This is a genomic window from Serratia sp. CY52157, from assembly GCF_052168495.1.
GTDB lineage: Bacteria > Pseudomonadota > Gammaproteobacteria > Enterobacterales > Enterobacteriaceae > Serratia > Serratia ureilytica.
Genome location: NZ_JBJNMO010000001.1, coordinates 1,014,252 through 1,038,862, shown reverse-complemented (window position 1 = coordinate 1,038,862; position 24,611 = coordinate 1,014,252). Strand labels below are relative to the sequence as shown.

Here is a 24,611-nt window from a genome sequence, read left to right as displayed (position 1 = left end):
TTATCCTCTTGCCGCCAGTGCGATGACACGCTCATAGGCCTGCCCGCTGTTGATCATATCCAGTGCCTGCCGCGCATTTTGGCGCAGGTCTTCATGTCCGAATAACTTCAGAAGCAACGCGACGTTGGCCGCGACCGCCGCGGCGTGCGCCGGCTCGCCTTTACCTTGTAACAGCCGCGCCAAAATGTCACGGTTTTCTTCCGGCGTGCCGCCCAGCAAGGCCTCCAGCGGATAGGTTTCCAATCCGAAGGACTGCGGCGTGAGCTGATAACTGCAGATTTCGCCGTTGTTCAATTCCGCCACGTGCGTCGGGGCGTGGATCGCCACCTCGTCCATGCCGCCGCCGTGAACCACCGCCGCGCGCTGATAGCCCAGCACGCGCAGGGTTTCGGCGATCGGCAGCACCAGTTCCGGGCTGTAAACGCCGATCAGCGCCAGCGGCGGACGCGCCGGGTTGATCAGCGGGCCCAGCACGTTGAACAGCGTGCGGGTCTTCAACTGCTGGCGTACCGGCATGGCGTGACGGAAGCCGGTGTGGTACTGCGGCGCGAACAGGAAGCACACGCCAAGATCGTCCAACGCCTTGCGCGCCTCTTCCGCCGGCAGATCCAAGCGGATGCCGAATGCCGCCAGCAGATCCGAAGAGCCGGAGCGGCTGGAGACGCTGCGGTTGCCGTGTTTGGCGATTTTCGCGCCGCACGCCGCCGCCACAAAGGCGCTGGCGGTCGAAATATTGATGCTGTTGGTGCCGTCGCCGCCGGTGCCGACGATATCGGCAAACAGATAGTCAGGGCGCGGGAACGGTTGAGCATCTTCCAGCAGCGCTTTGGCGGCGCCGGCGATCTCTTCCGGGCGCTCGCCGCGGACTTTCATGCTGATCAACGCCGCCGCCAGTTGGCTCGGCTCCAGTTCGCCGCGCACGATGGCGCTGAACAGCTGCTGGCTTTCCTGCTGGCTCATCGATTCAGCGCGGTACAGTTTCTCAAGGATAGGTTGCATCGTCGTGTTCCTTTTATGACTTCGCCAGCGCCCAGGCCAGGGTCTGCTCAAGCAGGCGCGCGCCATGGGTGGTCAGAATCGATTCCGGGTGGAACTGGAAGCCGCATACGCGGCGGCGATCGTCGCGTACCGCCATCACCATCTCGCCGAACCGGGCGTTGACGGTCAGATCGGCCGGGATGTTGCTGCCGACCAGCGAGTGGTAACGCGCCACCGGCAACGGGTTGGCCATGCCGGCGAACATGCCTTCACCGTCGTGAACGATCGCCGAGGCTTTGCCGTGCAGGATCTCCCCCGCCTGGCCGACCTGGCCGCCATAGGCTTCAACGATCGCCTGGTGGCCGAGGCAGATGCCGATGATCGGCAGCCGGCCGCGCAGGCGTTGCAGCAGTTCCGGCATGCAGCCCGCTTCGGAAGGGGCGCCGGGGCCGGGCGACAGCATCAGCACCGGCTGTTCCATCTGTGCCAGACGCTCGATGATCACCTCGGCGGCGATCTGGTTACGGTAAATCACCACCTGGTGGCCGCTGGCGCGCAGCTGATCGACCAGGTTGTAGGTAAAGGAGTCGACGTTGTCGAGCAGCAGGATATCGGCCATCAGAACACCTCCTTGGCATGGTGCGCAGTGGCGATGGCGCGCAGCACGGCACGGGCTTTATTACGGGTTTCGTCGGCTTCCGCCTGCGGGATGGAGTCCAGCACGACGCCGGCGCCGGCCTGCACGGTGGCGATGCCGTCTTCGACGTAGGCTGAGCGAATGACGATGCAGGTATCCAGATCGCCGGTGGCGGTAAAGTAGCCTACCGCGCCGCCGTAGCTGCCGCGGCGCGTGCCTTCGGAGGCGGCGATCAGCTGCATCGCCCGCACTTTTGGCGCGCCGCTCAGGGTGCCCATATTCATGCAGGCCTGGTAGGCGTGCAGCACGTCGAGATCGGCGCGTAGGGTGCCCACCACGCGGGAAACCAGGTGCATGACGAACGAATAGCGATCCACTTTGGTCAGGTCGGCCACGTAGCGGCTGCCGGCCTGGCAGATGCGCGCCAGATCGTTGCGCGCCAGATCGACCAGCATCAGGTGCTCGGCCAGCTCTTTGTGGTCGGTGCGCATTTCCAGCTCGATGCGGCTGTCGAGATCCAGATCCAGTGAACCATCGGCTCGGCGGCCGCGCGGGCGGGTGCCGGCGATCGGGTAGATTTCGATCTGGCGATTGCCCGCGTCGTATTTCAGCGCGCTCTCCGGCGAAGCGCCGAACAGGGTGAACTCGTCATCCTGCATGAAGAACATGTACGGGCTGGGGTTGTTGTCTTTTAAGGTCTGGTAGGCCGCCAGCGGCGCCGGGCACGGCAGGGAAAAGCGGCGCGACGGCACCACCTGGAAAATCTCGCCGTGACGGATCGCTTCCTGCAGCCCGCTGACCACCGCGCCGTACTCTTCGTCGCTCTGGTTGCAGCTCAGCTGCATGTTCTCCAGCTTTTGGTGCGGGATCGGCTGCGGGGTTTGTTTCAATTCGGTCTGCAATTGTGCCAGACGCTGCTGCAGGCGTTGTATTTCACTCGCTTGCTCGCTGAAGACGCTGGCCTGCAATCGGGCGGAACCGCGTTGATGATCCAGCACCAGCAGAGTTTCCGCCAGATAGAAGCAGAAGTCCGGGCAACGTTGATCCTGGCGCAGCGCCGGCAGGTTTTCAAAACCGGCGACCAGATCGTAGGCGAACAGGCCGCCCAGCATCACGGCTTCACGCTCGTCCGCCGGGGAGTCGACCAGGGTCAGCAGCGTGCGCAGCGCGTCGAATACCGACAGGGAGCGCAGGCGCGCGTCTTCGTCCTGCACCTCGTCGATCGCCGGGAAGGTCAGCTCGCGGCCGTTTGGGCGCGCCTGAATGCTGACCTCGGGCGGCAGCGCTTCGTCCAGCAGCGGCAGCAGCGCCGCGCCATTGGCGGTGAGCGCCTGCACGCTGACGGTGTGACCCAGCGCGGTGATGCGCAGCGCGCTGTCGATCACCAGCAGGCTCTGCAGATTCTGTTTACTGTTTATTTCCGCCGATTCCAGCAGCAGGGTGGCCGGCCGGGCGCCGCACAGCTGGTGGAAAAGGGTGGTGGGATCGCCCCGGTAACTGGCCTGCGCCTTCAGTAATGTCAATTGTGGTTTGATGTTCATCATCGGTGGTTCCAGTGAATTCTGTCCATAAAAAAGCCCGCATCAGGTGCGGGCTCAGGAAATCTGCATTGTCAGATGACAGCTATGCGCGATTACACCGCCCGCAAGAGGGAGGTACGCCACCAACCGTGAAGAGAAATGTATGTGTTCATTTGCAGACTCTCTTTGTTAACTCTCATCCGACACGGCCACTGCCGTGAACTTGTGTACTAGTTAACTGGTTCGCGAGGGCAAAGTCAACCCCCTTTTTGTACAATGTTTTAGCGGTCAGCGTGAATTCTGTTCATCATCCCGCCCGCGCGCCCAGCCGGGGCAGAATAGATTTCCGTCCGGCCGCCGATCGCAGGTATGATAGAAAACCAAGCCATTGCCGGATAGCCGTTTTGACAGACAGTAACCCTCAATCCACCGCTTTTACCCTGTACGATCTCCACAGCCATACGACCGCCTCCGACGGCTACCTGACGCCGACGCAACTGGTGCAGCGGGCGGTAGAGATGCGCGTGGGTGTGTTGGCGATCACCGATCACGACACGACCGCCGGGCTGGCCGAGGCCGCCGCCGCCATCGCGGAGCAGGCGTTGCCGTTGCGGTTGGTCAATGGAGTGGAAATCTCGACGCTGTGGGAAAATCATGAAATCCATATTGTTGGGTTGGGTATGGACGTCGCGCATCCGGCGCTGGTGGCGCTGTTGGCGGAACAAACCGAACGCCGCAACCGGCGGGCGCAGGAGATCGGCGTGCGGCTGGGCAAGGCGCGTATTCCCGACGCCTATGCCGGCGCCCAGCGCCTGGCCGGAGCCGGCGCGGTGACCCGCGGCCATTTCGCCCGTTACCTGGTGGAGATCGGTGTGGCGGACAATATGGCTCAGGTGTTCAAGAAATACCTGGCCAAGGGGAAAACCGGCTATGTACCGCCGCAGTGGTGTACAATAGAACAAGCCATTGATGCGATTCATCAATCGGGCGGCCAGGCGGTGATGGCGCACCCGGGCCGTTACGATTTGACCGCGAAATGGCTGAAACGCTTGCTGGCGCATTTCGCCGAACACGGCGGCGACGCCATGGAAGTGGCGCAGTGTCAGCAGGCGCCGCATGAGCGCACTCAGCTGGCGAAATACGCGCAAGACTACCGCCTGTTGGCCTCGCAAGGCTCTGATTTCCATCAACCTTGCTCGTGGATCGAACTGGGGCGCAAGCTGTGGCTGCCGGGCGGCGTTGAGCCGGTGTGGCGCGATTGGCCGCAGCCGGACCAGGCGGTCTGATTTTACGCGCGTGGCAACGCGCGCGGGCATTATTTTAGGAGCAAGTCATGAGTCAGCTTTTTTATATTCACCCGGACAACCCGCAGCCGCGCCTGATCAACCAGGCGGTAGAGGTGCTGCGCAAAGGGGGGGTGATCGTCTATCCCACCGATTCCGGCTATGCGCTGGGCTGCATGCTGGAAGAGAAGGCGGCGATGGAGCGCATTTGCCGCATCCGTCAGCTGGACGGCAACCACAACTTTACCCTGATGTGCCGCGATCTGTCCGAGTTGTCGACCTATGCTCACGTCGATAATACGGCGTTCCGTCTGATCAAAAACAATACGCCGGGCAACTACACGTTCATTCTGAAAGCGACCAAAGAAGTGCCGCGCCGCCTGATGAATGAAAAGCGCAAAACCATCGGCCTGCGCGTGCCGTCGAACCCGATCGCGCTGGCGCTGTTGGAGGCGTTGAACGAACCGATGATGTCCACCACGCTGATGCTGCCGGGCAATGATTTCGCCGAGTCCGATCCGGAAGAGATCAGCGATCATTTGGGCAAGGTGGTCGATCTGGTGATCCACGGCGGCTTCCTCGGCCAACAGCCGACCACGGTTATCGATCTGACCGAATCCTCGCCGGAAGTGGTGCGCGAAGGTGCCGGCGACGCGGCGCCTTTCCGCTGATGTAAAATATTGCCACTTTGCCCATTGTCTGAAAAACGGCTGAAGCGACGCTATTTCGCGTGAAAGCCGCTATTCTTGAAGACTTCAGAATTGATAATGGGCAGGATGCGCAGCAATGATTAAACAGGTTTCTTTTTTAGCGGCCTTATTATTTTCCTCAATGGCGAATGCGGGTTTTTATTCGGGCAGCGGTTTGCTGGCGGAATCCGGCGGTTACGTAAAAAATAAAAGCGGTGAAGCCACCGTGGCCGAAGCGCTGAATGGCGGCATGTTTATGGGATACGTCGCCGGCGTATTCGATACCTATTCCATGCAGGGCAATCGCAATATCTGCCCAGAGGCCGGAATGAGCATCGGCGTAGCCGCCGACGCGGTAATGCAGTACTTGAACGAACATCCCGAGCAACTGCATTATTCCGCACCGTCGGTGATTATGCTGGCGTTGAGCGCCGCCTATCCCTGCGTGCGCCATTAAATTCCCATTCCAATAAGTGCGCATTTTTTCATAAGGTGCGCTCGGGTCTTTTCCGCACGAACTTCAATAGATCATGACCTGCTGCGCTGTCACCCTTAGCCCGTCGGTAATTCCCGAACGGGTCGGGGAGAGACGCGCAGGAGGTAATATGACCGCATTTCACAGTGCCAACATGACGCTCGATTATCAGGATATCGGCTCAGGGCCGCTCACGTTGGTGTTACTGCCCGGCTGGTGCGAACCGAAAACCGTGTTTGAGCCGTTCATCGCGCTGGCGGCCGACCGTTATCGGACGATCAGCATCGATTGGCGTGGCCACGGCCTGTCGTCAAAAGCGGCGGAGATGTCGCTGACGGCGGACGATTTGCTGGAGGATGTGCGCCAATTGCTGACGGCGCTGCGTTTGGACAACGTGATCACCCTGTCGGTGGCGCACGCCAGTTGGTTGGCGGTGGCGTTGGCCGAGGCGTTGCCGCAGCAGGTGCAGGGCATGGTGTTTCTCGATTGGATCATGACGCAGCCGGAGCCGGCGTTCTTTACGGCGGTGAGCCGCATGCAGCAGCCGCAGCAGTGGCTGGCGGCGCGCGACGCCTTGTTCGACTTCTGGCAGGGCGGCATCCGCCACGATCGGGTCAAACGCCATCTGGAGGTCGAGATGGCGCAGGAAGATGACCGGCTCTGGCGCGCCGCCGGCGTGGCCATCGAACAGGCCTACCGGCAGTTCGGCTCGCCGCTGCAACGCCTGGCGGGAATGAGCGCGCCGCCGCCGTGCCGGCATATTTACTCGCTGGATCGCCGCGATGACTATCTGCGGCAACAGCAGGAATTTGCCGCCGAGCGGCCGTTTTTCTCCGTGGCGCGATTAGAAGAGACCCGCACTCACCTCGGCATTCTGGAACGGCCCGACGCGGTGCTGAGGGTGGTGGAGGACTTCTTGGCGCCGTGAACGCCGCTTGGGGGCACCGCCGATAAAGTGGGTTTCAACACCTTAGAAAGCCTGTATAATGCGCGGTTCGATCCTGATAAACGTATTATTACCGTTGCGGCGATTGGCCGCGGCGGTTATCCCCCCGACGCCTGTGAAGGCGACATTAGAGGTTGCTCAATGAGCGAAAAGTTACAGAAAGTATTAGCGCGCGCCGGGCACGGCTCGCGTCGTGAAATCGAAACCATGATTGAAGCCGGGCGCGTCAGCGTCGACGGCAAGGTCGCCAAGCTGGGCGATCGCGTTGAAGTGACCCCGGCGATGAAAATTCGTCTGGATGGTCATGTCCTGTCGATCAAAGAGTCCGAAGAGGTGGTCTGCCGCGTGCTGGCTTACTACAAACCGGAAGGTGAGCTGTGTACCCGCAGCGATCCTGAAGGCCGCCCGACGGTGTTCGATCGCTTACCGAAGCTGCGCGGTTCGCGCTGGGTGGCGGTAGGGCGACTGGACGTCAACACTTCTGGTCTGCTGCTGTTCACCACCGATGGCGAACTGGCCAACCGTCTGATGCACCCAAGCCGTGAAGTGGAACGCGAGTACGCGGTGCGCGTGTTTGGCCAGGTCGACGATGCGAAAGTGAAGCAACTGAGCAAAGGCGTGCAACTGGAAGACGGCCCGGCCGCGTTCCGCACCATCAGCTTCCAGGGCGGTGAAGGCCTCAACCAATGGTACAACGTGACCCTGACCGAAGGCCGCAACCGTGAAGTGCGTCGCCTGTGGGAAGCGGTGGGCGTGCAGGTGAGCCGCCTGATCCGCGTACGCTACGGCGATATCGATCTGCCGAAAGGCCTGCCGCGCGGCGGCTGGGCCGAGCTGGATCTGCCGGCGATCAACTACCTGCGCGAGCTGGTTGAATTGAAACCGGAAACGGTCAGCAAGATGCCGGTGGAGCGTGAGCGCCGCCGCGTGAAGGCTAACCAAATCCGTCGCGCGGTCAAGCGTCACTCGCAGGTGGCCGGCAGCGGCCGTCGCAGTGCGCCGGGCAGCAAACCGAGTAAATCGGGCAAACCGAGCAAACGCAGCTAATCCCGTCATTCTGGCCCCGTTCGGGGCCAGAACGTTTTGTTACCAATCGATCCCCTGTTGCGCCTTGATGCCTGCGTCGAACGCGTGTTTCACCGGCCGCATCTCCGTAACCGTATCCGCCATTTCCAGCAGCTCGCGATGGCAACCGCGCCCGGTCAGTATCACCGTTTGGTGCGCAGGGCGCTGCCGCAGCGCTTCTTTGAGCTCTTCCAGCTCCAGATAGCCGTAGGTCAACATGTAGGTCACTTCGTCCAGCAGCACCAGATCCAAGCCGCTGTCGGCCAGCATGCGTTTGCCGTGCTGCCACACCGCCTGGCAGGCGGTGGTGTCGCCTGCCTTGTTCTGCGTCTCCCAGGTGAAGCCGGTAGCCATCACCTGAAATTCAACGCCATGTTGCTGCAGCAGATTCTTTTCGCCATTGGGCCACTCGCCCTTGATGAACTGGATCACCCCGGCGCGCATGCCGTGACCGACCGCGCGGGTGACGGTGCCGAAGGCGGCGGTGGTTTTGCCTTTGCCGTTGCCGGTAAACACCAGCAGCAGGCCGCGGGTGTCCTGCGCCGCGGCGATGCGTGCATCGACCTGTTCTTTCAGGCGCTGCTGGCGCTGTTGATGACGATCTTCCGCCATGAAACGCTCCTTATTATTCGGCCGCGCCGGGTTTGCGGTTCGGCTGGGCGTCAAAGCTCATGCCGGTTTTTCGCCGGCTGTCCTCGCCCATCAGATACAGGTACAGCGGCATGATGTCAGCCGGGGTTTTCAGCTTGTTTTTGTCTTCGTGCGGGAAGGCGGATGCGCGCATTTTGGTGCGAGTTCCGCCCGGATTGATGCAGTTTACCCGCAAATTACGATTTTTGTATTCATCGGCCAATACCTGCATCATGCCTTCGGTGGCGAACTTCGACACCGCATAAGCGCCCCAGTCGGCGCGGCCGGTGCGCCCGACGCTGGAACTGGTGAACACCAGCGACCCGGCGTGGGATTTCAGCAGCAGCGGCAGCAGCGCCTGAGTCAGCATAAAGGTGGCGTTGACGTTAACCTGCATCACCTCTTGCCACATGGTTATCGACAGGTCGGCCATCGGCGCAATGTCGCCCAGCAGGCCGGCGTTGTGCAGCACGCCGTCCAGGCGCGGGATTTGGCGTGCCAGATCGTCGGCTATCTGTCGGCATTGCTCCGGCGTGGCGTGCAGCAAGTCGAGCGTGACCACCAGGGCCGGGGCGCCGCCCTGGGCCGCGATCTCTTGTTGTACCGCCAGCAGTTTGCTCTCGGTGCGTCCCAGCAGCACTAACTGGGCGCCGAAGCGAGCGTAGGTCAGCGCCGCTTCGCGGCCGATGCCGTCTCCGGCGCCGGTGACCAAAATAATGCGTTGTTCGAGCAGATCTTGTTTGGGTTGGTAATGCACGATAAATCCTCGCCTGGGTGGCTGTTCTCCCGCGTATCGTGGGGAGCAAGGGTGAAACGCGCGGCCAGGGCGGGAGCGAGAGCTCGACCTTCTGCGGGCCGCGCAGCGAATCTGTCTCATCATATTGATGAATAATGGGTGTTATATGCCTTAATCCGTACGCATTTTCAATGCGTAGCAGGCTGAAATGGCATTCTTTTGTAACAAAAGCGGCGCGGCGGCGGCTTGGTTCGGCCTTGAATCGTCCCCATAGTGACGTGCAGAACGCAATGAATTTTCATTTAGCCGCGACAGCAGGCGCTGCGGTTGGCTAAAATGGAAAGAATCATACTAACAACCTGTAAATAAAGGCGGAATCTGTGGAGTTTATATCTGTTTATGGCCTGTTTCTGGCCAAGGTCGCCACGGTGGTGCTCGCCATCGCCGCGTTGGCCATCCTGGCGGTCAGTCTGGGGCAACGCAAGAGCCGCCAGAAAGGTGAGCTGCAGCTGACCGATCTCGGTGAGCAGTATCGCGAAATGCAGCGCGATATGCGCCTGGCGCGTATGGATACTGCCGAGCAAAAGGTTTGGCTGAAACAGTTCAAGAAGCAGACCAAATCTGATGACAAATTGAAGAAGCAGCGCGCCAAATCCGGCGCGGTGGAAGTGGCCAAGCCGTGCCTGTACGTGTTGGACTTCAAGGGCAGCATGGATGCGCACGAGGTGACGTCGCTGCGCGAAGAGATCTCCGCGGTGCTGGCGGTGGCCTCGGCGCAGGATGAAGTCCTGCTGCGTCTGGAAAGCCCGGGCGGGGTGGTGCACGGCTACGGCCTGGCGGCTTCGCAGTTGGAGCGCTTGCGCAAAGGCGGTATCCGCCTGACGGTGGCGGTGGATAAAGTGGCGGCCAGCGGCGGCTACATGATGGCCTGCGTCGCGGATCGCATCGTGGCGGCGCCGTTCGCCATCATCGGTTCCATCGGCGTGGTGGCGCAGATCCCGAATTTCCATCGCCTGCTGAAGAAGAACGACATCGACGTGGAGCTGCATACCGCCGGGCAGTTTAAACGTACGCTGACGCTGTTCGGTGAGAATACCGAGCAGGGGCGCGAGAAGTTCCGCGAAGATCTGAACGAAACGCACGAGCTGTTCAAACGCTTCGTGCACGAGCAGCGCCCGTCGCTGGACATCGACAACGTCGCCACCGGTGAGCACTGGTTCGGGACCCAGGCCAAAGAGAAAGGCCTTATCGACGCCATCGGCACCAGTGACGATTTGTTGATCGCCGAGTTGGATAACCACGAAGTGATCGCCGTGCGCTATGCACGTCGTAAACGTTTGATGGATCGTTTCACCGGCAGCGCGGCGGAAAGCGTCGATCGTTTGCTGTTGCGCTGGTGGCAGCGCGGGGAAAAGCCGTTGTTGTAAGGCGAGAAGAGCAGGAATCAACGGGGGCCAGGTGCCCCCGTTTTGTTTTCTCAATCGACCAAATGGTATTTTTCCGAAAGCAGGTGAGCCAAATGTTTAAACATATTAAATACGGCGGTGGTTTTGGCGGTGGGCAATCCATCGGCATCTAAAAAGTATTCGCCGCGAAAAACTAAAACGCCGCTTTTTTGTTCAACGTCGGTGGCGATCATGCCGTGCAGATAATCTTCGTGTTGGCGGATGATGTTATTTGCTTCCGCCAGCAGGGCCTCGCGGCCGATAGGTGCAGTATTCTTGTACATTTATTAGACTCCAAACAAAAAACGCTGCGCATATTCTAACGCCGGTTCGCTTTTATCCGCAAACCGACTAAGGTTTATTTGCCGTCTGGATGGCCATGGGCGGCGGCCGGTTGGCGAAATCTGCCTTTCCGTGCTAATTAGGTTGCGTGACGCTTTTTATCAGGTACAGTGTGGGATTTTGCGGCGTCGGGTGGAAGGTTTTGTTTACGCCATGAATAAAAATCACGCAGCCATACTTCTGGGGCATGGGTGAATAGCAGGCAGGATCAACAACTTGCGTTCAGGTTGAGCAGTTGGGCAACCAAAAGAAAAAAATCTGTTGATCTCTTGCCAGACTGCCGCAATATAAAAAAAGAGACACGAATTGCCGCGGCACGGCGAGATAAAAGACTTCTTTTTAGAAGAAATAAATTAGGTAAAGGTAAATATGGGTAAAGCTCTCGTAATAGTTGAGTCCCCGGCAAAAGCCAAAACTATTAATAAATATTTAGGAAGTGACTACGTGGTGAAGTCCAGCGTCGGTCATATCCGTGATTTGCCGACCAGTGGCTCAGCCAGCAAAAAGAGCGCTGACTCAACCGAAGACAAAGCCAAGAAAAAAGTTAAAAAAGATGAGAAGGCGGCGCTGGTAAATCGCATGGGCGTCGACCCTTACCACGGCTGGAAAGCGCATTATGAAATCCTGCCGGGTAAAGAAAAAGTGGTCGCCGAGTTAAAATCGTTGGCGGAAAACGCCGACCACATTTATCTCGCAACCGACCTTGACCGCGAAGGGGAAGCCATCGCCTGGCACCTGCGGGAAGTGATCGGTGGGGATGACAAACGCTTTAGCCGCGTGGTGTTTAACGAAATCACCAAAAACGCGATCCAACAGGCGTTCAAACAGCCGGGCGAGTTGAACATTGACCGCGTCAACGCGCAGCAGGCGCGCCGGTTTATGGACCGCGTGGTGGGCTATATGGTCTCGCCGCTGCTGTGGAAAAAAATCGCCCGCGGCCTGTCCGCCGGCCGCGTGCAGTCGGTGGCAGTGCGCCTGGTGGTTGAGCGTGAGCGCGACATCAAGGCGTTCGTGCCGGAAGAGTACTGGGAGCTGCATGCCGATCTGCTGGCGAAGGGTGACACCGCGCTGCAGATGGAAGTGACCCATGCGCACGACAAACCGTTCAAGCCGGTCAACCGCGAGCAGACGCACGCCGCGGTCAAGTTGCTGGAAAAAGCCCGCTACACGGTGCTGGATCGCGAAGACAAACCGACCAGCAGCAAGCCGGGCGCGCCTTTCATTACCTCCACGCTGCAACAGGCCGCCAGCACCCGCCTGAGCTTCGGCGTGAAGAAAACCATGATGATGGCGCAACGGCTGTATGAAGCCGGTCACATCACCTATATGCGTACCGACTCCACCAACCTGAGCCAGGATGCGCTCAACATGGTGCGTGGCTACATTGGCGACAACTTCGGCGATAAATACCTGCCGAAGGCGCCGAATCAGTACAGCAGCAAAGAGAATTCGCAGGAAGCGCACGAAGCGATCCGTCCTTCGGACGTGAACGTGCTCGCCGAACAGCTCAAAGACATGGAAGCGGACGCGCAGAAACTGTATCAGCTGATCTGGCGTCAGTTCGTCGCCTGTCAGATGACGCCGGCGCAATACGATTCCACCACGCTGACGGTGAAAGCCGGCGATTATCAGCTGCGCGCCAAGGGCCGTACGCTGCGCTTTGACGGCTGGACCAAGGTGATGCCGGCTCTGCGCAAAGGCGATGAAGATCGCACGTTGCCGTTCGTCGAAATCGGCAGCGAGCTGGATCTGCAGAAACTGATCCCGAGCCAGCACTTCACCAAGCCGCCGGCGCGCTACAGCGAAGCCTCGCTGGTGAAAGAGCTGGAGAAACGCGGCATCGGCCGTCCGTCCACTTACGCCTCCATCATCTCGACCATTCAGGATCGCGGTTATGTGCGGGTGGAAAGCCGCCGTTTCTATGCCGAGAAAATGGGTGAGATCGTCACCGATCGCCTGGAAGAAAACTTCCGCGAGCTGATGAACTATGACTTCACCGCGCGCATGGAAGACGGCCTCGATGAGGTCGCCAACAACCAGGCCGAGTGGAAAGCGGTGCTGGACGAATTCTTCGTCGACTTCAGCGAGCAGTTGGAAACGGCGGAGAAGGATCCGGAAGAAGGCGGCATGCGGCCTAACCAGATGGTGATGACCAGCATCGACTGCCCGACCTGCGGCCGCAAGATGGGCATCCGTACCGCCAGCACCGGCGTGTTCCTCGGCTGTTCCGGCTACGCGCTGCCGCCGAAGGAACGTTGCAAAACCACCATCAACCTGGTGCCGGAAGCGGAAGTGCTCAACATCCTCGAAGGCGACGACGCGGAAACCAACGCGCTGCGCGCCCGCCGCCGCTGCCAGAAATGCGGTACGGCGATGGACAGCTATCTGATCGACAACCAGCGCAAGCTGCACGTCTGCGGTAACAACCCGGCGTGTGACGGCTATGAGATCGAAGAGGGCGAGTTCCGTCTGAAAGGCTATGATGGCCCGGTGGTGGAGTGCGACAAGTGCGGCTCGGAAATGCACCTGAAAATGGGGCGTTTCGGCAAGTACATGGGCTGCACCAACGAGAACTGCAAAAACACCCGCAAGATCCTGCGTAACGGCGATGTCGCGCCGCCGAAGGAAGATCCGGTGCCGTTGCCGGAGCTGCCGTGCGAGAAGTCCGACGCCTATTTCGTGCTGCGTGACGGCGCTGCCGGCGTGTTCCTGGCGGCCAACACCTTCCCTAAATCGCGCGAGACCCGCGCGCCGCTGGTGGAAGAACTGGCTCGCTTCAAGGATCGTCTGCCGGAGAAACTGCGCTACCTGGCCGATGCGCCGGTGGCGGATGCCGAAGGCAACAAAACGCTGGTGCGTTTCAGCCGTAAAACCAAGCAGCAGTACGTCTCCTCTGAAAAAGACGGCAAGGCGACCGGTTGGTCCGCGTTCTACGTGGACGGCAAGTGGGTCGAAGGCAAGAAGTAAGGCCGATGTCCTGCCCGCAAGATGAAAAACCAGCCCTGGCGGCTGGTTTTTTTATTGGTGAAAAGGGGCAAACGGATCTATCCTTTGCTGTTTTTATCCCTCCGACACCGCCGTTTCACGTTGATACCCATGCAAAATAATCGTTATCATAGTGTGACGCGGATCTATACTTGAAGCTGCATCGTGGTATAGTGGTTATATAAAAAGTTTTTTTATTATTAAAGCTTATTAACAACGGCGTTTTCTTCACCATCAGGGTAGAACACGGGGTTTATGGCTTGTGAGTTTCAGCATACCGGGGCGACACCGATATACCTGGCTGCGGGTAAGCCGCAGTGTTTAACCTAGGATGGTATAAGATATGAAATTGCAGCAGCTTCGTTACATTGTGGAAGTGGTTAACCACAACCTGAATGTCTCCTCGACGGCAGAAGGGCTCTATACCTCTCAACCCGGCATCAGCAAACAGGTGCGCATGCTCGAAGATGAGCTGGGCATCCAGATTTTCGCCCGCAGCGGCAAGCACCTGACCCAGGTCACCCCGGCCGGCCAGGAAATCATTCGCATCGCGCGTGAAGTGCTGTCCAAGGTAGACGCCATCAAGGCCGTCGCCGGTGAACACACCTACCCGGACAAAGGCTCGCTGTACGTCGCCACCACGCATACCCAGGCTCGTTACGCCTTGCCCAACGTGATTAAAGGCTTCATCGAGCGTTACCCGCGTGTCTCGCTGCACATGCATCAGGGCTCGCCGACGCAGATCGCCGAAGCGGTCTCCAAGGGCACCGCTGATTTCGCCATCGCCACCGAAGCGCTGCACCTGTATGACGATCTTATCATGCTGCCGTGCTACCACTGGAACCGGGCGGTGGTGGTGAAGCCCGATCATCCTTTGGCGGGCAAAAGCAGCATCAGCATTGAAGAACTGGCGGCTTACCCGATCGTCACTTACACCTTCGGCTTTACCGGTCGCTCGGAGCTGGACACCGCCTTCAACCGCGCCGGCCTGACGCCGCGCATCGTCTTTACCGCCACTGACGCCGACGTGATTAAAACCTATGTGCGTTTGGGATTGGGGGTAGGGGTGATCGCCAGCATGGCGGTGGATCCGGTGCAGGATCCGGATCTGGTGACGGTGGATGCGCGCGATATCTTCACCTACAGCACCACTAAAATCGGCTTCCGCCGCAGCACCTTCCTGCGCAGCTACATGTACGACTTCATTCAGCGCTTCGCGCCGCACCTGACGCGCGACGTGGTCGACAGCGCAGTGGCGCTGCGCTCCAACGAAGAAATTGAAGCGATGTTCAAGGACATCAAGCTGCCGATTAAGTAATCGTTGACGATATCAAATCAAACCCGGTTAGGTGCCTGCCAAACCGGGTTTTTTTAGCCCGGAAACCCGCACCTTCCTTGTTTCTCAGGATCATCCTGAAAAGCCGCCGCGCTCTTTTCAACCCGTTAGCCTCTAAGTAGACTGCAAAAACGTTCGGATAATTGAATATGGAAATTCAACGTTATGCAGATATGCAGGCTTAACTACGCTGATTTATCGAGTGATTTCCAGATCCTTCGGGATGCGCTGCTAAGGCGTAGAAAGGTGAGAGTGCCAGGAGGTCGAGGGCTGATGGCGTACGGTCGTATAGATGTTCAAGGCGAGCCTGATTACAGTAAATGCGTGGTATCACAATGAAAAAAAGTCTCTGGATTGTTCTGTTCTTGTTGCTAACCCTTTTGTTGTTGCGCTACCTGCCAGACGGAATTTTCGACAGCTTCGTTTCCAACAACATAGAAATTAACGGTGATGGTGAAATAGGGATGAATAATTTCGACTCGGCTGTCATTGCCATTAAATTGGGTGTCTCTGCCATCATTGCTGCAGTTGTGCTCACAGTATGTCGCCGCCTGGTGCGCAAACCCCGCTAAAGCCGCGAGATTTTCCCTGCCAAAACGCCGCCTCGTTGCGGCGTTTTCGTTGACGCGTGGCCTAACCCCTTGGCTGCGCTCGCACTTCCTTCTTCTTGATTGTTCTCACCTATCGCTGTGATCAAATCGTGTTGTTATCAAAACGTTAACTTATCTTTGTGGTATCTTTAAACAAGACCTCACTGATTACCCTGTTTTAATCACAATAAGAAATGGAGGAGCTATGTCGTCCGATCTTCGTGAAACAAGTCTGGATAAGCTGGTTGCGCTGAATAGCGAATATTACTACTACAGTCTGCCGCTGGCGGCGAAGCAGCTGGGTGATATCGACCGGTTGCCGAAATCAATGAAAGTGCTGTTGGAGAACCTGCTGCGTCATGTGGATGGCGATACCGTGCAGGTTGACGACCTCAAGGCCATCGTCGCCTGGTTGCAAACCGGCCATGCTGACCGTGAGATCGCCTACCGTCCGGCGCGCGTGCTGATGCAGGATTTTACCGGCGTTCCGGCGGTGGTGGATCTGGCGGCGATGCGTGAAGCGGTGCGGCGGCTGGGCGGCAATGTCGACCAGGTGAACCCGCTGTCACCGGTGGATCTGGTGATTGACCACTCGGTTACCGTCGATGAATTCGGCGATAACAACGCCTTCGAAGACAACGTGCGTATCGAAATGCAGCGCAACCACGAGCGCTACACCTTCCTGCGCTGGGGGCAGAAAGCCTTCAACCGTTTCCGCGTGGTGCCGCCGGGCACCGGCATCTGCCACCAGGTCAACCTCGAATACCTCGGCCAAACGGTGTGGCACAGCGACGAAAGCGGTCGCCGCGTGGCCTATCCGGATACGCTGGTGGGCACCGATTCTCACACCACCATGATCAACGGCCTGGGCATTCTCGGCTGGGGCGTCGGCGGTATCGAAGCGGAAGCGGCGATGCTGGGCCAGCCGGTGTCGATGCTGATCCCGGACGTCGTCGGCTTTAAGCTGACCGGCAAGCTCCGCGAGGGCATTACTGCCACCGACCTGGTGCTGACCGTCACCCAAATGCTGCGTAAGCACGGCGTTGTCGGCAAGTTCGTCGAGTTTTACGGCGACGGCCTGGCCGATCTGCCGTTGGCGGACCGGGCGACCATCGCCAATATGTCGCCGGAGTTCGGCGCCACCTGCGGTTTCTTCCCGGTAGATGACGTCACGCTCGGCTACATGAAACTCAGCGGCCGCAGCGCTGAACAAATCGCGCTGGTGGAAGCCTACGCCAAGGCGCAGGGCATGTGGCGCAACCCGGGGGATGAGCCGGTATTCACCAGCTCGCTGGCGCTGGATATGTCGACGGTCGAGGCCAGCCTCGCCGGGCCGAAACGCCCGCAGGATCGCGTCGCGCTGCCGAATGTGCCGCAGGCGTTCAAGGCCGCTACCGAGTTGGATATCGGCGGCCACAAGACCAAGGCAGACAGCAAACCCTTTACGCTGGATGGGCAGCAGCACGAGCTGCACGACGGCGCGGTGGTGATCGCGGCGATCACCTCCTGCACCAACACCTCCAACCCGAGCGTGATGATGGCGGCCGGCCTGCTGGCGAAAAACGCCGTCAAGAAAGGGCTGCGCAGCAAGCCTTGGGTAAAAACGTCGTTGGCGCCGGGTTCCAAAGTGGTGACCGACTACTTCGACAGCGCCAAGCTCACCGCTTATCTGGAAGAACTGGGGTTCAACCTAGTGGGATATGGCTGTACCACCTGTATCGGCAACTCCGGGCCGCTGCCGGATCCTATCGAGCAGGCGATCAAAGAGGGCGATCTGACCGTGGGCGCGGTGCTGTCGGGCAACCGTAACTTCGAAGGGCGCATCCACCCGCTGGTGAAAACCAACTGGCTGGCCTCACCGCCGCTGGTTGTGGCGTATGCGCTGGCGGGCAGCATGAAGATCGACCTGACCAAAGAGCCGCTGGGCGAGGGCAATGACGGTCAACCGGTCTACCTGAAGGACATCTGGCCGAGCAGCCAGGACATTGCTCAGGCGGTGGAAGAAGTGCGCACCGAGATGTTCCACAAAGAATACGGCGAAGTGTTCGATGGCGACGCCAACTGGCAGGCGATCCAGGTGACCGGTTCGGCGACCTATCAATGGCAGGAGGATTCTACCTATATCCGCCATCCTCCGTTTTTCAGCACCATGAAGGTGAAGCCGGATCCGGTGCAGGACATCAAGGACGCGCGCATTCTGGCGATTTTGGCCGATTCGGTGACCACCGACCACATCTCGCCGGCGGGCAACATCAAGCGCGACAGCCCGGCGGGGCGTTACCTGAGCGAGCACGGCGTGGCGCCGCAGGACTTTAACTCCTACGGTTCGCGCCGCGGAAACCATGAAGTAATGATGCGCGGCACCTTCGCCAACATCCGCATCCGCAACGAAATGGTGCCGGGTGTGGAGGGGGGCTATACCCGCCATATTCCGTCGCAGCAGCAACTGTCTATCTACGACGCCGCCATGCAGTACCAGCAGGAGCAAGTGCCGCTGGCGGTGATCGCCGGTAAAGAGTACGGTTCCGGCTCCAGCCGCGACTGGGCGGCGAAAGGGCCGCGCCTGCTGGGCGTGCGGGTGGTGATCGCCGAATCCTTCGAGCGTATTCACCGCTCCAACCTGATAGGCATGGGTATTTTGCCGCTGGAGTTCCCGCAGGGCGTGACGCGCAAAACGCTGGGGCTGACCGGGGACGAGCAGATCAGCGTCGGCGGCCTGCAACAGCTGCAGCCGGGCCAGACGGTGCCGGTACATATCACCTATGCCGACGGGCGCAAGGAGGTGATCGACACCCGTTGCCGCATCGATACCGGCAATGAGCTGACCTACTACGAAAACGACGGCATCCTGCACTACGTAATCAGGAAAATGCTGTAAATCGTGCAGTAAAAAGGGCGCCGCAAGGCGCCCTGATTGTTTTCACCGTGGCGGCGATCACTTCTGGTCGAGCAAATGGCCCATTTTGGCGGCCTTGGTGGCCAGATAGTGTTCGTTCTTCGGGTTGCGGCCGACGATCAGCGGCACGCGCTCGCTGATATTGATACCGGCTTCGGTCAGGATCTCGACCTTTTTCGGGTTGTTGGTCAGCAAGCGCACCGCGTCGACGCCCAGCAGTTTGAACATGTCGGCGCACAGGGTGAAGTCGCGTTCGTCGGCGGCGAAGCCGAGCTGATGGTTGGCTTCCACGGTGTCTGCGCCCTTATCCTGCAGGGCATAGGCGCGGATCTTGTTCAACAGGCCGATATTGCGGCCCTCCTGGCGATGATAAAGCAGGATGCCGCGGCCTTCTTCGGCGATCTGCTCCAGCGCGGCTTCCAGCTGAAAACCGCAGTCGCAGCGCAGGCTGAACAACGCGTCGCCGGTCAGACATTCGGAATGCACGCGTGCGAGCACCGGCGCTTCACCGGAAATATCACCGAAAACCAGCGCCAGATGATCGTGCCCGGTCGCCAGTTCTTCGAATCCTACCATCAGGAAATCGCCCCAAGGTGTCGGCAGTTTAGCCTCTGCCACCCGTTTAAGCTGCATGTCACTCTCCACAAAAACCTACGATTCAATCATTGTCGCGCATCCTAAGTCCGGTCAGTGCATTGACCAAGACTAAAACGTGCTACGCCGATCTCTATTTCGTTAATTATCGGCTATTTTGCCACAACTTCTTGCCGGGCGGTGCTCAGCAAACCAGCAGATGGCGTTTTCTGGCCACCTATTATTGCGATAGGTTGTCTATCTGTTTAATTTTTCGCGTGTTATCAAGATTGCACTCTTGTTACACTGCAGCCTGATTCACGCAGAGGAAAACGGGAATGTATGAGATAGCAAAACGCACGGCGGGCGGCGCGTTGCTGCTGCTGTTGATGCCGCTGGCGGTCTGGGTATCCGGCTGGCACTGGCAACCCGGCGGCAATGACCGGCTGCTGAAAGCGCTGTACTGGGTGACCGAAACCGTGACCTCGCCGTGGGGCATTCTGACCAGCGCGATCCTCTGCGGTTGGTTTTTGTGGTGCCTGCGCTTTCGGCTGAAGCCGGCCATCGGTCTGGCGATGCTGCTTTTCGCCGCGCTGGTGATTGGGCAGGGCGTGAAGTCGTTGATCAAGGATCGGGTGCAAGAGCCGCGTCCTTTCGTGGTGTGGTTGGAGCAAACCCACGGCGTGGACGGCAAGTATTTCTACTCGCTGCAGCGCAAAGAGCGCAGCGCGCTGGTGCGCGAGCAACTGCAAGACCAGACGCTGGTGCCGAGCTGGCTGCGCAAGCACTGGCAGTTTGAAACCGGCTTTGCTTTTCCGTCGGGGCACACCATGTTCGCCGCCACCTGGGCGCTATTGGGCGTAGGGCTACTGTGGCCGCGCCGCCATTACAAAACCGTCGCGATCCTGATGGTGTGGGCGGCCGGGGTAATGGGCAGCCGCTTGCTGCTGGGCATGCACTGGCCGCGCGATCTGGCGATGGCCACGTTGATCAGCTGGTTGCTGGTGGTGATCACCTGCTGGCTGGCGCAGCGCTGGTTCGGTCCTCTGACGCCGCCGCCGCAAGAGCAGCAGGAAATCGCGGCGCGCAAGCCGGAGAAATGAACGTTATGTGACCATGTCACAAAAAGCGCGGCGCCAGATCGGCGCCGCATTAACCGCTTACATTTTCCCGCCATTGCAATCCGCGCCGTCGCCCCCATATCCTTATAAATTCGACGTTTTGAGAAGCTTTCTCATCAATTTGTTCGTTAAAGCCGTTTACTGCCGAATATGCCAGCAGATATGTGGTTTTATCGTGCCGCAGGGTTTCCCTGCCGCAACGGGAAATGCTAACTTAAGGGTTAGGGACGCCACGTTTTGGCATCGTTCATCCGATTCACTCGGCATCGCGGGAAAGAATGTGAAATATTTGCTGATTTTTTTGTTGGTTCTGGTGATCTTCGTGATTTCCGTCACCCTGGGCGCGCATAACGATCAGGTGGTCAATTTTAACTATCTGGTTGCGCAGGGCGATTATCGCGTATCGACCCTGTTGGCCACGCTGTTTGGCGCCGGTTTCATTCTCGGCTGGATCATTTGCGGTCTGTTCTATCTGCGTACGCGCATTGCGCTGGGCCGCGCCGAGCGCAAGATCAAAAGGCTGGAGCTGCAGCTTGAGCAGCCCGCTGAACCGGCGGCTCAGGCCGTTGTCAGCAAGGAATAACCCTCTATGTTAGAACTGCTGTTTCTGTTGCTGCCCGTGGCTGCCGCGTACGGTTGGTACATGGGGCGCAGAAGCGCTCAGCAGGATAAACAGCAAGAAGCCAACCGCCTGTCGCGTGAATACGTGGCAGGGGTGAACTTTCTGCTTTCAAACCAGCAGGATAAGGCGGTCGATCTGTTCCTCGACATGTTGAAAGAGGACAGCAACACCGTTGAGGCCCACCTGACGTTGGGCAACCTGTTCCGCTCGCGCGGCGAAGTCGACCGCGCTATCCGCATCCATCAGGCCTTGATGGAAAGCGCTTCCCTGACCTTTGAGCAGCGCCTGTTGGCGGTGCAGCAGCTGGGCCGTGACTATATGGCCGCCGGGCTTTACGACCGCGCGGAAGACATGTTCAGCCAGTTGACTGACGAAGCGGATTTTCGCGTCTCGGCGCTGCAGCAACTGCTGGTGATCCATCAGGCGACCAGCGACTGGCAGAAAGCGATCGACGTGGCGGAAAAGTTGGTCAAGCTGGGCAAAGAGAAACAACGCGTCGAGATCGCGCACTTTTATTGTGAACTGGCGCTGCAGGCGATGGGCAGCGACGATCTCGATCGGGCGATGAGCCTGCTCAAGCGTGCGGACGCGGCCGATAAACAATGCGCGCGCGTGTCCATCATGTTCGGGCGCATTTACATGGCGCAAAACGATTACGCCAAAGCGGCGGAGTCGCTGCAGCGCGTACTGAGTCAGGATAAAGAGCTGGTCAGCGAAACGCTGCCGATGCTGCAGGAATGCTACACGCATCTGCCGGAACAGCAGCACAACTGGGCTGATTTCCTTAAGCGCTGCGTGGAAGAGAACACCGGCGCAACCGCCGATCTGATGCTGGCCGAAATCATCGAGCAGCACGAAGGGCGCGACGTGGTGCAGGTCTATATCAACCGTCAGCTGCAGCGTCACCCCACTATGCGGGTGTTTTATCGGCTGATGGATTATCACCTGGCGGACGCTGAAGACGGCCGTGCGAAAGAGAGTCTGCTGTTGTTGCGCGATATGGTCGGCGAGCAAATTCGCACCAAACCGCGTTACCGCTGCCACAAATGTGGCTTCACCGCGCACTCGCTCTATTGGCATTGTCCGTCGTGTCGCGCCTGGTCATCGGTTAAACCGATCCGCGGTCTGGACGGACAATAGCGTGGCGGCGAGACAAAACAAAACGGGGCGATTGTTCGCCCCGTTTTTTTATGTTCATCGCTTACTTTTTCTTGCCGCCTTTAGCGCCGGTTTTCAATAGCTGACGCAGCTTCTTCAGCTCTTTCTGGCTCAGAGGCTGTTCGATTTCTTCTTCGGTGCTTTGATTGTCGATCTCGCCGTGGTGCAGGTCGTCCGCTTTCTTGGCCGGTTTTTCTGCCTTGACGACGGGCGCGTTGAAGCTGCTTTCCAGGCGCTGGCACACTTCCACGCTCAATGAAAATTCGTTTTCAGCGGCGGCGGCGCGGATTTTCTCCTTCAGTGCCAGAGGAATTTTAATGGTAAGTGTCGATATCTCGCTCATTTTGAAAGCCTTTCTGCAGGAAGATGCCTTCAAGCTAAGCCACTGGCGATCGGGTGTCTAGTGTGTAATAAAAATTTAATATTTTTGTAACAATAAAGAGCGGGGCAAAGGCGGGTTTTTAAGCGGGAAATAGAGGCAGGGCCCGAAATCTCGGGCCCTGTACCGGAAACCTTATTTGTAGATGATCGCGGTGCCGCTCAACATGTTGTTACCGCCGGCGGAGATAATGCGGTAGCTGCTGGCGCCCTGAGCATCTGCTTTAGCGGCCAGTTTTTTCTCCAGGCTGCTGAGGGTGGTTGCGTGGCCTGCGGAAACGACGCCGGTCGCGGTCAGGCTATCGGCCTGCTGGCTGTTGATAGGCTCAGCGGCCAAAGTGGCGAAAGAGGTCAGTGCGATAGCGGCAGCGGCTGCAAAATATTTGATGGTTTTCATGGGTGACTCCAGTCTGTTTATTTAGGAAGGAAGCCATTCGCTTCCGATGTGGTGAATAATAAAGCATCTGGGCCGATTGAAAATCTGATAATGCTGAGCAAGTTGTTCAAAATATTTGATCGATAATTTACGCATCTTTACGGCGTTTTACGCTGCGTGGTTTATTGCTGACGCGCTTACGTTGACGCGCCATGACAAAGACGCAAGGTAACATGACAGAGCGCCGGTGCGCGCTGTGGCTGGGATTTCTGGCCCCTGGCATGTAGAATGCGGCGGTCAGTTTCGCGGGTGAGTCCCTGATTATCTCCATTTTACAGAAGGTAGAAGAAATGAAGTCTGAAAATAACGCTAATAACAATGACTTAAAATCATCTCCAATCGTTGTGGCGTTGGATTACGCCGATAAGAACGCTGCGCTGGCGTTCGCCGACCGTATCGATCCGCAAGACTGCCGGCTGAAAGTGGGCAAAGAAATGTTCACGCTGTTTGGACCACAGCTGGTGCGCGATCTGCACGGGCGCGGCTTCGACGTATTTCTTGACCTGAAATTCCACGATATTCCCAATACCACGGCGCATGCGGTAGCCGCAGCGGCCGAGCTGGGCGTTTGGATGGTCAATGTGCATGCCAGCGGCGGCGCGCGCATGATGACCGCCGCTAAAGAAGCGCTGGTGTCATACGGGGCGGATGCGCCGCTGCTGATCGCCGTCACGGTGCTGACCAGCATGGAAGCGGAAGACCTTCGCGGCATCGGCATCGAGGCGAGTCCGGCAGAACACGCCGAGCGCCTGGCGCGCCTGACCCGCGACTGCGGGCTGGACGGCGTGGTGTGTTCGGCACACGAAGCGCAGTGCCTGAAGGCCGCCTGCGGGCAGGCTTTCCAACTGGTGACGCCGGGGATCCGCCCTGAAGGCAGCGCGGCGGGCGATCAGCGTCGTATTATGACGCCGGTGCAGGCGCAGGCCGCCGGCGTGGACTATATGGTGATTGGGCGTCCGATCACCCAATCTGCGGATCCGGCCGCGACGCTGCGCGCGATCCGCGCCTCTTTGGCCTGAGGAAGCGATGATGAATGACGATAACAGCCGTCTGGTGTATTCCACGGACACCGGTCGCATCAAGCAGGAAGAGGTTAAACCGCAACGCGCCAAGGGCGATGGCGTTGTGCGCATCCAGCGCCAGACCAGCGGCCGCAAGGGGAAGGGCGTGTGCCTGATTACCGGCGTCGATCTGGATGATGCCGCGCTCGACAAACTGGCGGCCGAACTGAAAAAGAAATGCGGCTGCGGCGGCTCGGTGAAAGAGGGAGTCATCGAGATCCAGGGCGATAAACGCGATCTGCTCAAACAGCTGCTGGAAGCCAAAGGCATGAAGGTCAAACTGGCGGGCGGTTGAGGCGAATCGCCATGCCGCAGTGCAATGCTGCGGCATGGCTAGAGGTTGTTGCTGCCGGGGGTTAACCCGTTAACGGCGAAAGAACCATAGACTTAAAGTAAAACAGACCTGAAATCATCGTTATTGGTTAATACGTCAAAGCGCCGAGGCGCTTTTGCCCGCCTGTCGGCGGAGGAGCATCGGGCAGGTTATTTGCCAACCTGGTGACCGATGATGCCGCCCACCGCAGCCCCACCCAGCGTGCCCAAAGCGCTGCCGTTGGTCAGCACTGCGCCGCCGACTGCACCGGCGCCGGCGCCGATAGCGGTGTTGCGATCGCGTTTGGACATGTTGGAACAGGCGCTCAGTGAAAACGCCAGAGTCAGAGCCAGAGCGGCGGTGGCGAAACGTTTATTGATAATCATCATAATGACT

24 protein-coding genes, 1 pseudogene and 1 other annotated feature are annotated in these 24,611 nt (G+C 58.8%); of the genes and pseudogenes, 16 read left to right on the top strand and 9 right to left on the bottom strand.

Features of this window, described 5'->3' with window-relative positions; translation table 11 throughout:
• A pseudogene (trpD, locus tag ACJ8IP_RS04910) lies at window positions 1-1,597 on the bottom strand (bifunctional anthranilate synthase glutamate amidotransferase component TrpG/anthranilate phosphoribosyltransferase TrpD).
• Window positions 1,597-3,159, bottom strand: coding sequence for an anthranilate synthase component 1 (locus ACJ8IP_RS04905; RefSeq protein WP_042784677.1), 1,563 nt, complete (start codon window positions 3,157-3,159; stop codon window positions 1,597-1,599). Before ACJ8IP_RS04905 ends, trpD begins: the two are co-directional and overlap by 1 nt.
• Before the next feature lie 24 nt (window positions 3,160-3,183).
• Window positions 3,184-3,287: a sequence feature (Trp leader region), on the bottom strand.
• A gap of 252 nt (window positions 3,288-3,539) precedes the next feature.
• Here ACJ8IP_RS04905 and rnm point away from each other — a divergent pair.
• From rnm to rluB, 5 genes are all read left to right on the top strand, one after another.
• A complete protein-coding gene (gene rnm, locus ACJ8IP_RS04900) occupies window positions 3,540-4,421 on the top strand; it encodes an RNase RNM (RefSeq protein WP_033650240.1) in 882 nt (293 codons plus the stop codon).
• Window positions 4,422-4,468: 47 nt separating this feature from the next.
• The gene (locus ACJ8IP_RS04895; RefSeq protein WP_033643268.1) at window positions 4,469-5,089 is read left to right on the top strand and encodes an L-threonylcarbamoyladenylate synthase; all 621 of its coding nucleotides are present in this window, start codon (window positions 4,469-4,471) and stop codon (window positions 5,087-5,089) included.
• A gap of 115 nt (window positions 5,090-5,204) precedes the next feature.
• Window positions 5,205-5,564, top strand: a complete 360-nt coding sequence (locus ACJ8IP_RS04890) for a Rap1a/Tai family immunity protein (RefSeq protein ID WP_016927523.1) — start codon at window positions 5,205-5,207, stop codon at window positions 5,562-5,564.
• A gap of 148 nt (window positions 5,565-5,712) precedes the next feature.
• The gene (locus ACJ8IP_RS04885) at window positions 5,713-6,510 is read left to right on the top strand and encodes an alpha/beta fold hydrolase (RefSeq protein ID WP_164106201.1); all 798 of its coding nucleotides are present in this window, start codon (window positions 5,713-5,715) and stop codon (window positions 6,508-6,510) included.
• A 159-nt stretch (window positions 6,511-6,669) separates the two neighbouring features.
• Window positions 6,670-7,575: a 23S rRNA pseudouridine(2605) synthase RluB gene (gene rluB, locus ACJ8IP_RS04880; RefSeq protein WP_033643266.1), complete on the top strand. Its 906-nt coding sequence runs from the start codon at window positions 6,670-6,672 to the stop codon at window positions 7,573-7,575.
• A 39-nt stretch (window positions 7,576-7,614) separates the two neighbouring features.
• Here rluB and cobO read toward each other — a convergent pair whose 3' ends face one another.
• Window positions 7,615-8,205, bottom strand: a complete 591-nt coding sequence (cobO, locus tag ACJ8IP_RS04875; RefSeq protein WP_164106202.1) for a cob(I)yrinic acid a,c-diamide adenosyltransferase — start codon at window positions 8,203-8,205, stop codon at window positions 7,615-7,617.
• Window positions 8,206-8,218: 13 nt separating this feature from the next.
• Window positions 8,219-8,980 carry a YciK family oxidoreductase gene (locus ACJ8IP_RS04870; protein ID WP_033643264.1) on the bottom strand — a complete coding sequence of 254 codons (762 nt, stop codon included), beginning with the start codon at window positions 8,978-8,980 and terminating at the stop codon, window positions 8,219-8,221.
• 359 nt (window positions 8,981-9,339) lie between these two features.
• On the opposite strand from ACJ8IP_RS04870, the gene sohB reads away from it, so the two are divergent.
• Complete coding sequence (gene sohB / locus ACJ8IP_RS04865; RefSeq protein WP_072627554.1) at window positions 9,340-10,386, top strand: protease SohB; 1,047 nt, start codon at window positions 9,340-9,342, stop codon at window positions 10,384-10,386.
• A gap of 50 nt (window positions 10,387-10,436) precedes the next feature.
• Here sohB and ACJ8IP_RS04860 read toward each other — a convergent pair whose 3' ends face one another.
• Complete coding sequence (locus tag ACJ8IP_RS04860; RefSeq protein WP_033643262.1) at window positions 10,437-10,688, bottom strand: YciN family protein; 252 nt, start codon at window positions 10,686-10,688, stop codon at window positions 10,437-10,439.
• Window positions 10,689-11,115: 427 nt separating this feature from the next.
• Between ACJ8IP_RS04860 and topA the strand changes: the two genes are divergently transcribed.
• The 5 genes from topA to acnA all read left to right on the top strand — a co-directional run bounded on the left by topA (window position 11,116) and on the right by acnA (window position 18,535).
• Window positions 11,116-13,713, top strand: a complete 2,598-nt coding sequence (gene topA, locus ACJ8IP_RS04855) for a type I DNA topoisomerase (RefSeq protein WP_042784671.1) — start codon at window positions 11,116-11,118, stop codon at window positions 13,711-13,713.
• A 5-nt stretch (window positions 13,714-13,718) separates the two neighbouring features.
• Entirely contained in the window at window positions 13,719-13,853 is a 135-nt protein-coding gene (locus ACJ8IP_RS04850) for a hypothetical protein (protein WP_255201708.1), read from the top strand.
• A gap of 221 nt (window positions 13,854-14,074) precedes the next feature.
• Complete coding sequence (gene cysB, locus ACJ8IP_RS04845) at window positions 14,075-15,049, top strand: HTH-type transcriptional regulator CysB (RefSeq protein ID WP_004930690.1); 975 nt, start codon at window positions 14,075-14,077, stop codon at window positions 15,047-15,049.
• Window positions 15,050-15,402: 353 nt separating this feature from the next.
• Window positions 15,403-15,639 (top strand): hypothetical protein, encoded by a 237-nt coding sequence (locus tag ACJ8IP_RS04840; protein ID WP_049866682.1) that lies wholly within the window; start codon window positions 15,403-15,405, stop codon window positions 15,637-15,639.
• Between the two features lie 223 nt (window positions 15,640-15,862).
• A complete protein-coding gene (gene acnA, locus ACJ8IP_RS04835; RefSeq protein ID WP_164106204.1) occupies window positions 15,863-18,535 on the top strand; it encodes an aconitate hydratase AcnA in 2,673 nt (890 codons plus the stop codon).
• A gap of 57 nt (window positions 18,536-18,592) precedes the next feature.
• On the opposite strand, the gene ribA is transcribed toward acnA, so the two are convergent.
• On the bottom strand, window positions 18,593-19,186 hold the full coding sequence (gene ribA, locus ACJ8IP_RS04830; protein ID WP_019452695.1) for a GTP cyclohydrolase II: 594 nt from the start codon (window positions 19,184-19,186) through the stop codon (window positions 18,593-18,595).
• Between the two features lie 278 nt (window positions 19,187-19,464).
• On the opposite strand from ribA, the gene pgpB reads away from it, so the two are divergent.
• The 3 genes from pgpB to lapB all read left to right on the top strand — a co-directional run bounded on the left by pgpB (window position 19,465) and on the right by lapB (window position 22,009).
• The gene (gene pgpB, locus ACJ8IP_RS04825) at window positions 19,465-20,229 is read left to right on the top strand and encodes a phosphatidylglycerophosphatase B (protein ID WP_042784666.1); all 765 of its coding nucleotides are present in this window, start codon (window positions 19,465-19,467) and stop codon (window positions 20,227-20,229) included.
• Window positions 20,230-20,527: 298 nt separating this feature from the next.
• Window positions 20,528-20,830, top strand: coding sequence for a LapA family protein (locus ACJ8IP_RS04820; protein WP_033643257.1), 303 nt, complete (start codon window positions 20,528-20,530; stop codon window positions 20,828-20,830).
• 6 nt (window positions 20,831-20,836) lie between these two features.
• A complete protein-coding gene (lapB, locus tag ACJ8IP_RS04815; protein WP_015378034.1) occupies window positions 20,837-22,009 on the top strand; it encodes a lipopolysaccharide assembly protein LapB in 1,173 nt (390 codons plus the stop codon).
• Between the two features lie 61 nt (window positions 22,010-22,070).
• On the opposite strand, the gene ACJ8IP_RS04810 is transcribed toward lapB, so the two are convergent.
• Window positions 22,071-22,370, bottom strand: a complete 300-nt coding sequence (locus ACJ8IP_RS04810; protein WP_033643255.1) for a hypothetical protein — start codon at window positions 22,368-22,370, stop codon at window positions 22,071-22,073.
• A 171-nt stretch (window positions 22,371-22,541) separates the two neighbouring features.
• Window positions 22,542-22,802, bottom strand: a complete 261-nt coding sequence (bhsA, locus tag ACJ8IP_RS04805; RefSeq protein WP_033643254.1) for a multiple stress resistance protein BhsA — start codon at window positions 22,800-22,802, stop codon at window positions 22,542-22,544.
• Window positions 22,803-23,131: 329 nt separating this feature from the next.
• Here bhsA and pyrF point away from each other — a divergent pair, with 329 nt between their 5' ends.
• The gene (pyrF, locus tag ACJ8IP_RS04800; RefSeq protein WP_042784665.1) at window positions 23,132-23,860 is read left to right on the top strand and encodes an orotidine-5'-phosphate decarboxylase; all 729 of its coding nucleotides are present in this window, start codon (window positions 23,132-23,134) and stop codon (window positions 23,858-23,860) included.
• 10 nt (window positions 23,861-23,870) lie between these two features.
• On the top strand, window positions 23,871-24,197 hold the full coding sequence (gene yciH / locus ACJ8IP_RS04795) for a stress response translation initiation inhibitor YciH (RefSeq protein WP_004930637.1): 327 nt from the start codon (window positions 23,871-23,873) through the stop codon (window positions 24,195-24,197).
• Window positions 24,198-24,385: 188 nt separating this feature from the next.
• Here the strand turns inward: yciH and osmB are convergent, their stop codons facing one another.
• Window positions 24,386-24,604: an osmotically-inducible lipoprotein OsmB gene (gene osmB / locus ACJ8IP_RS04790; RefSeq protein WP_004930634.1), complete on the bottom strand. Its 219-nt coding sequence runs from the start codon at window positions 24,602-24,604 to the stop codon at window positions 24,386-24,388.
• Between the last annotated feature and the right edge of the window lie 7 nt (window positions 24,605-24,611).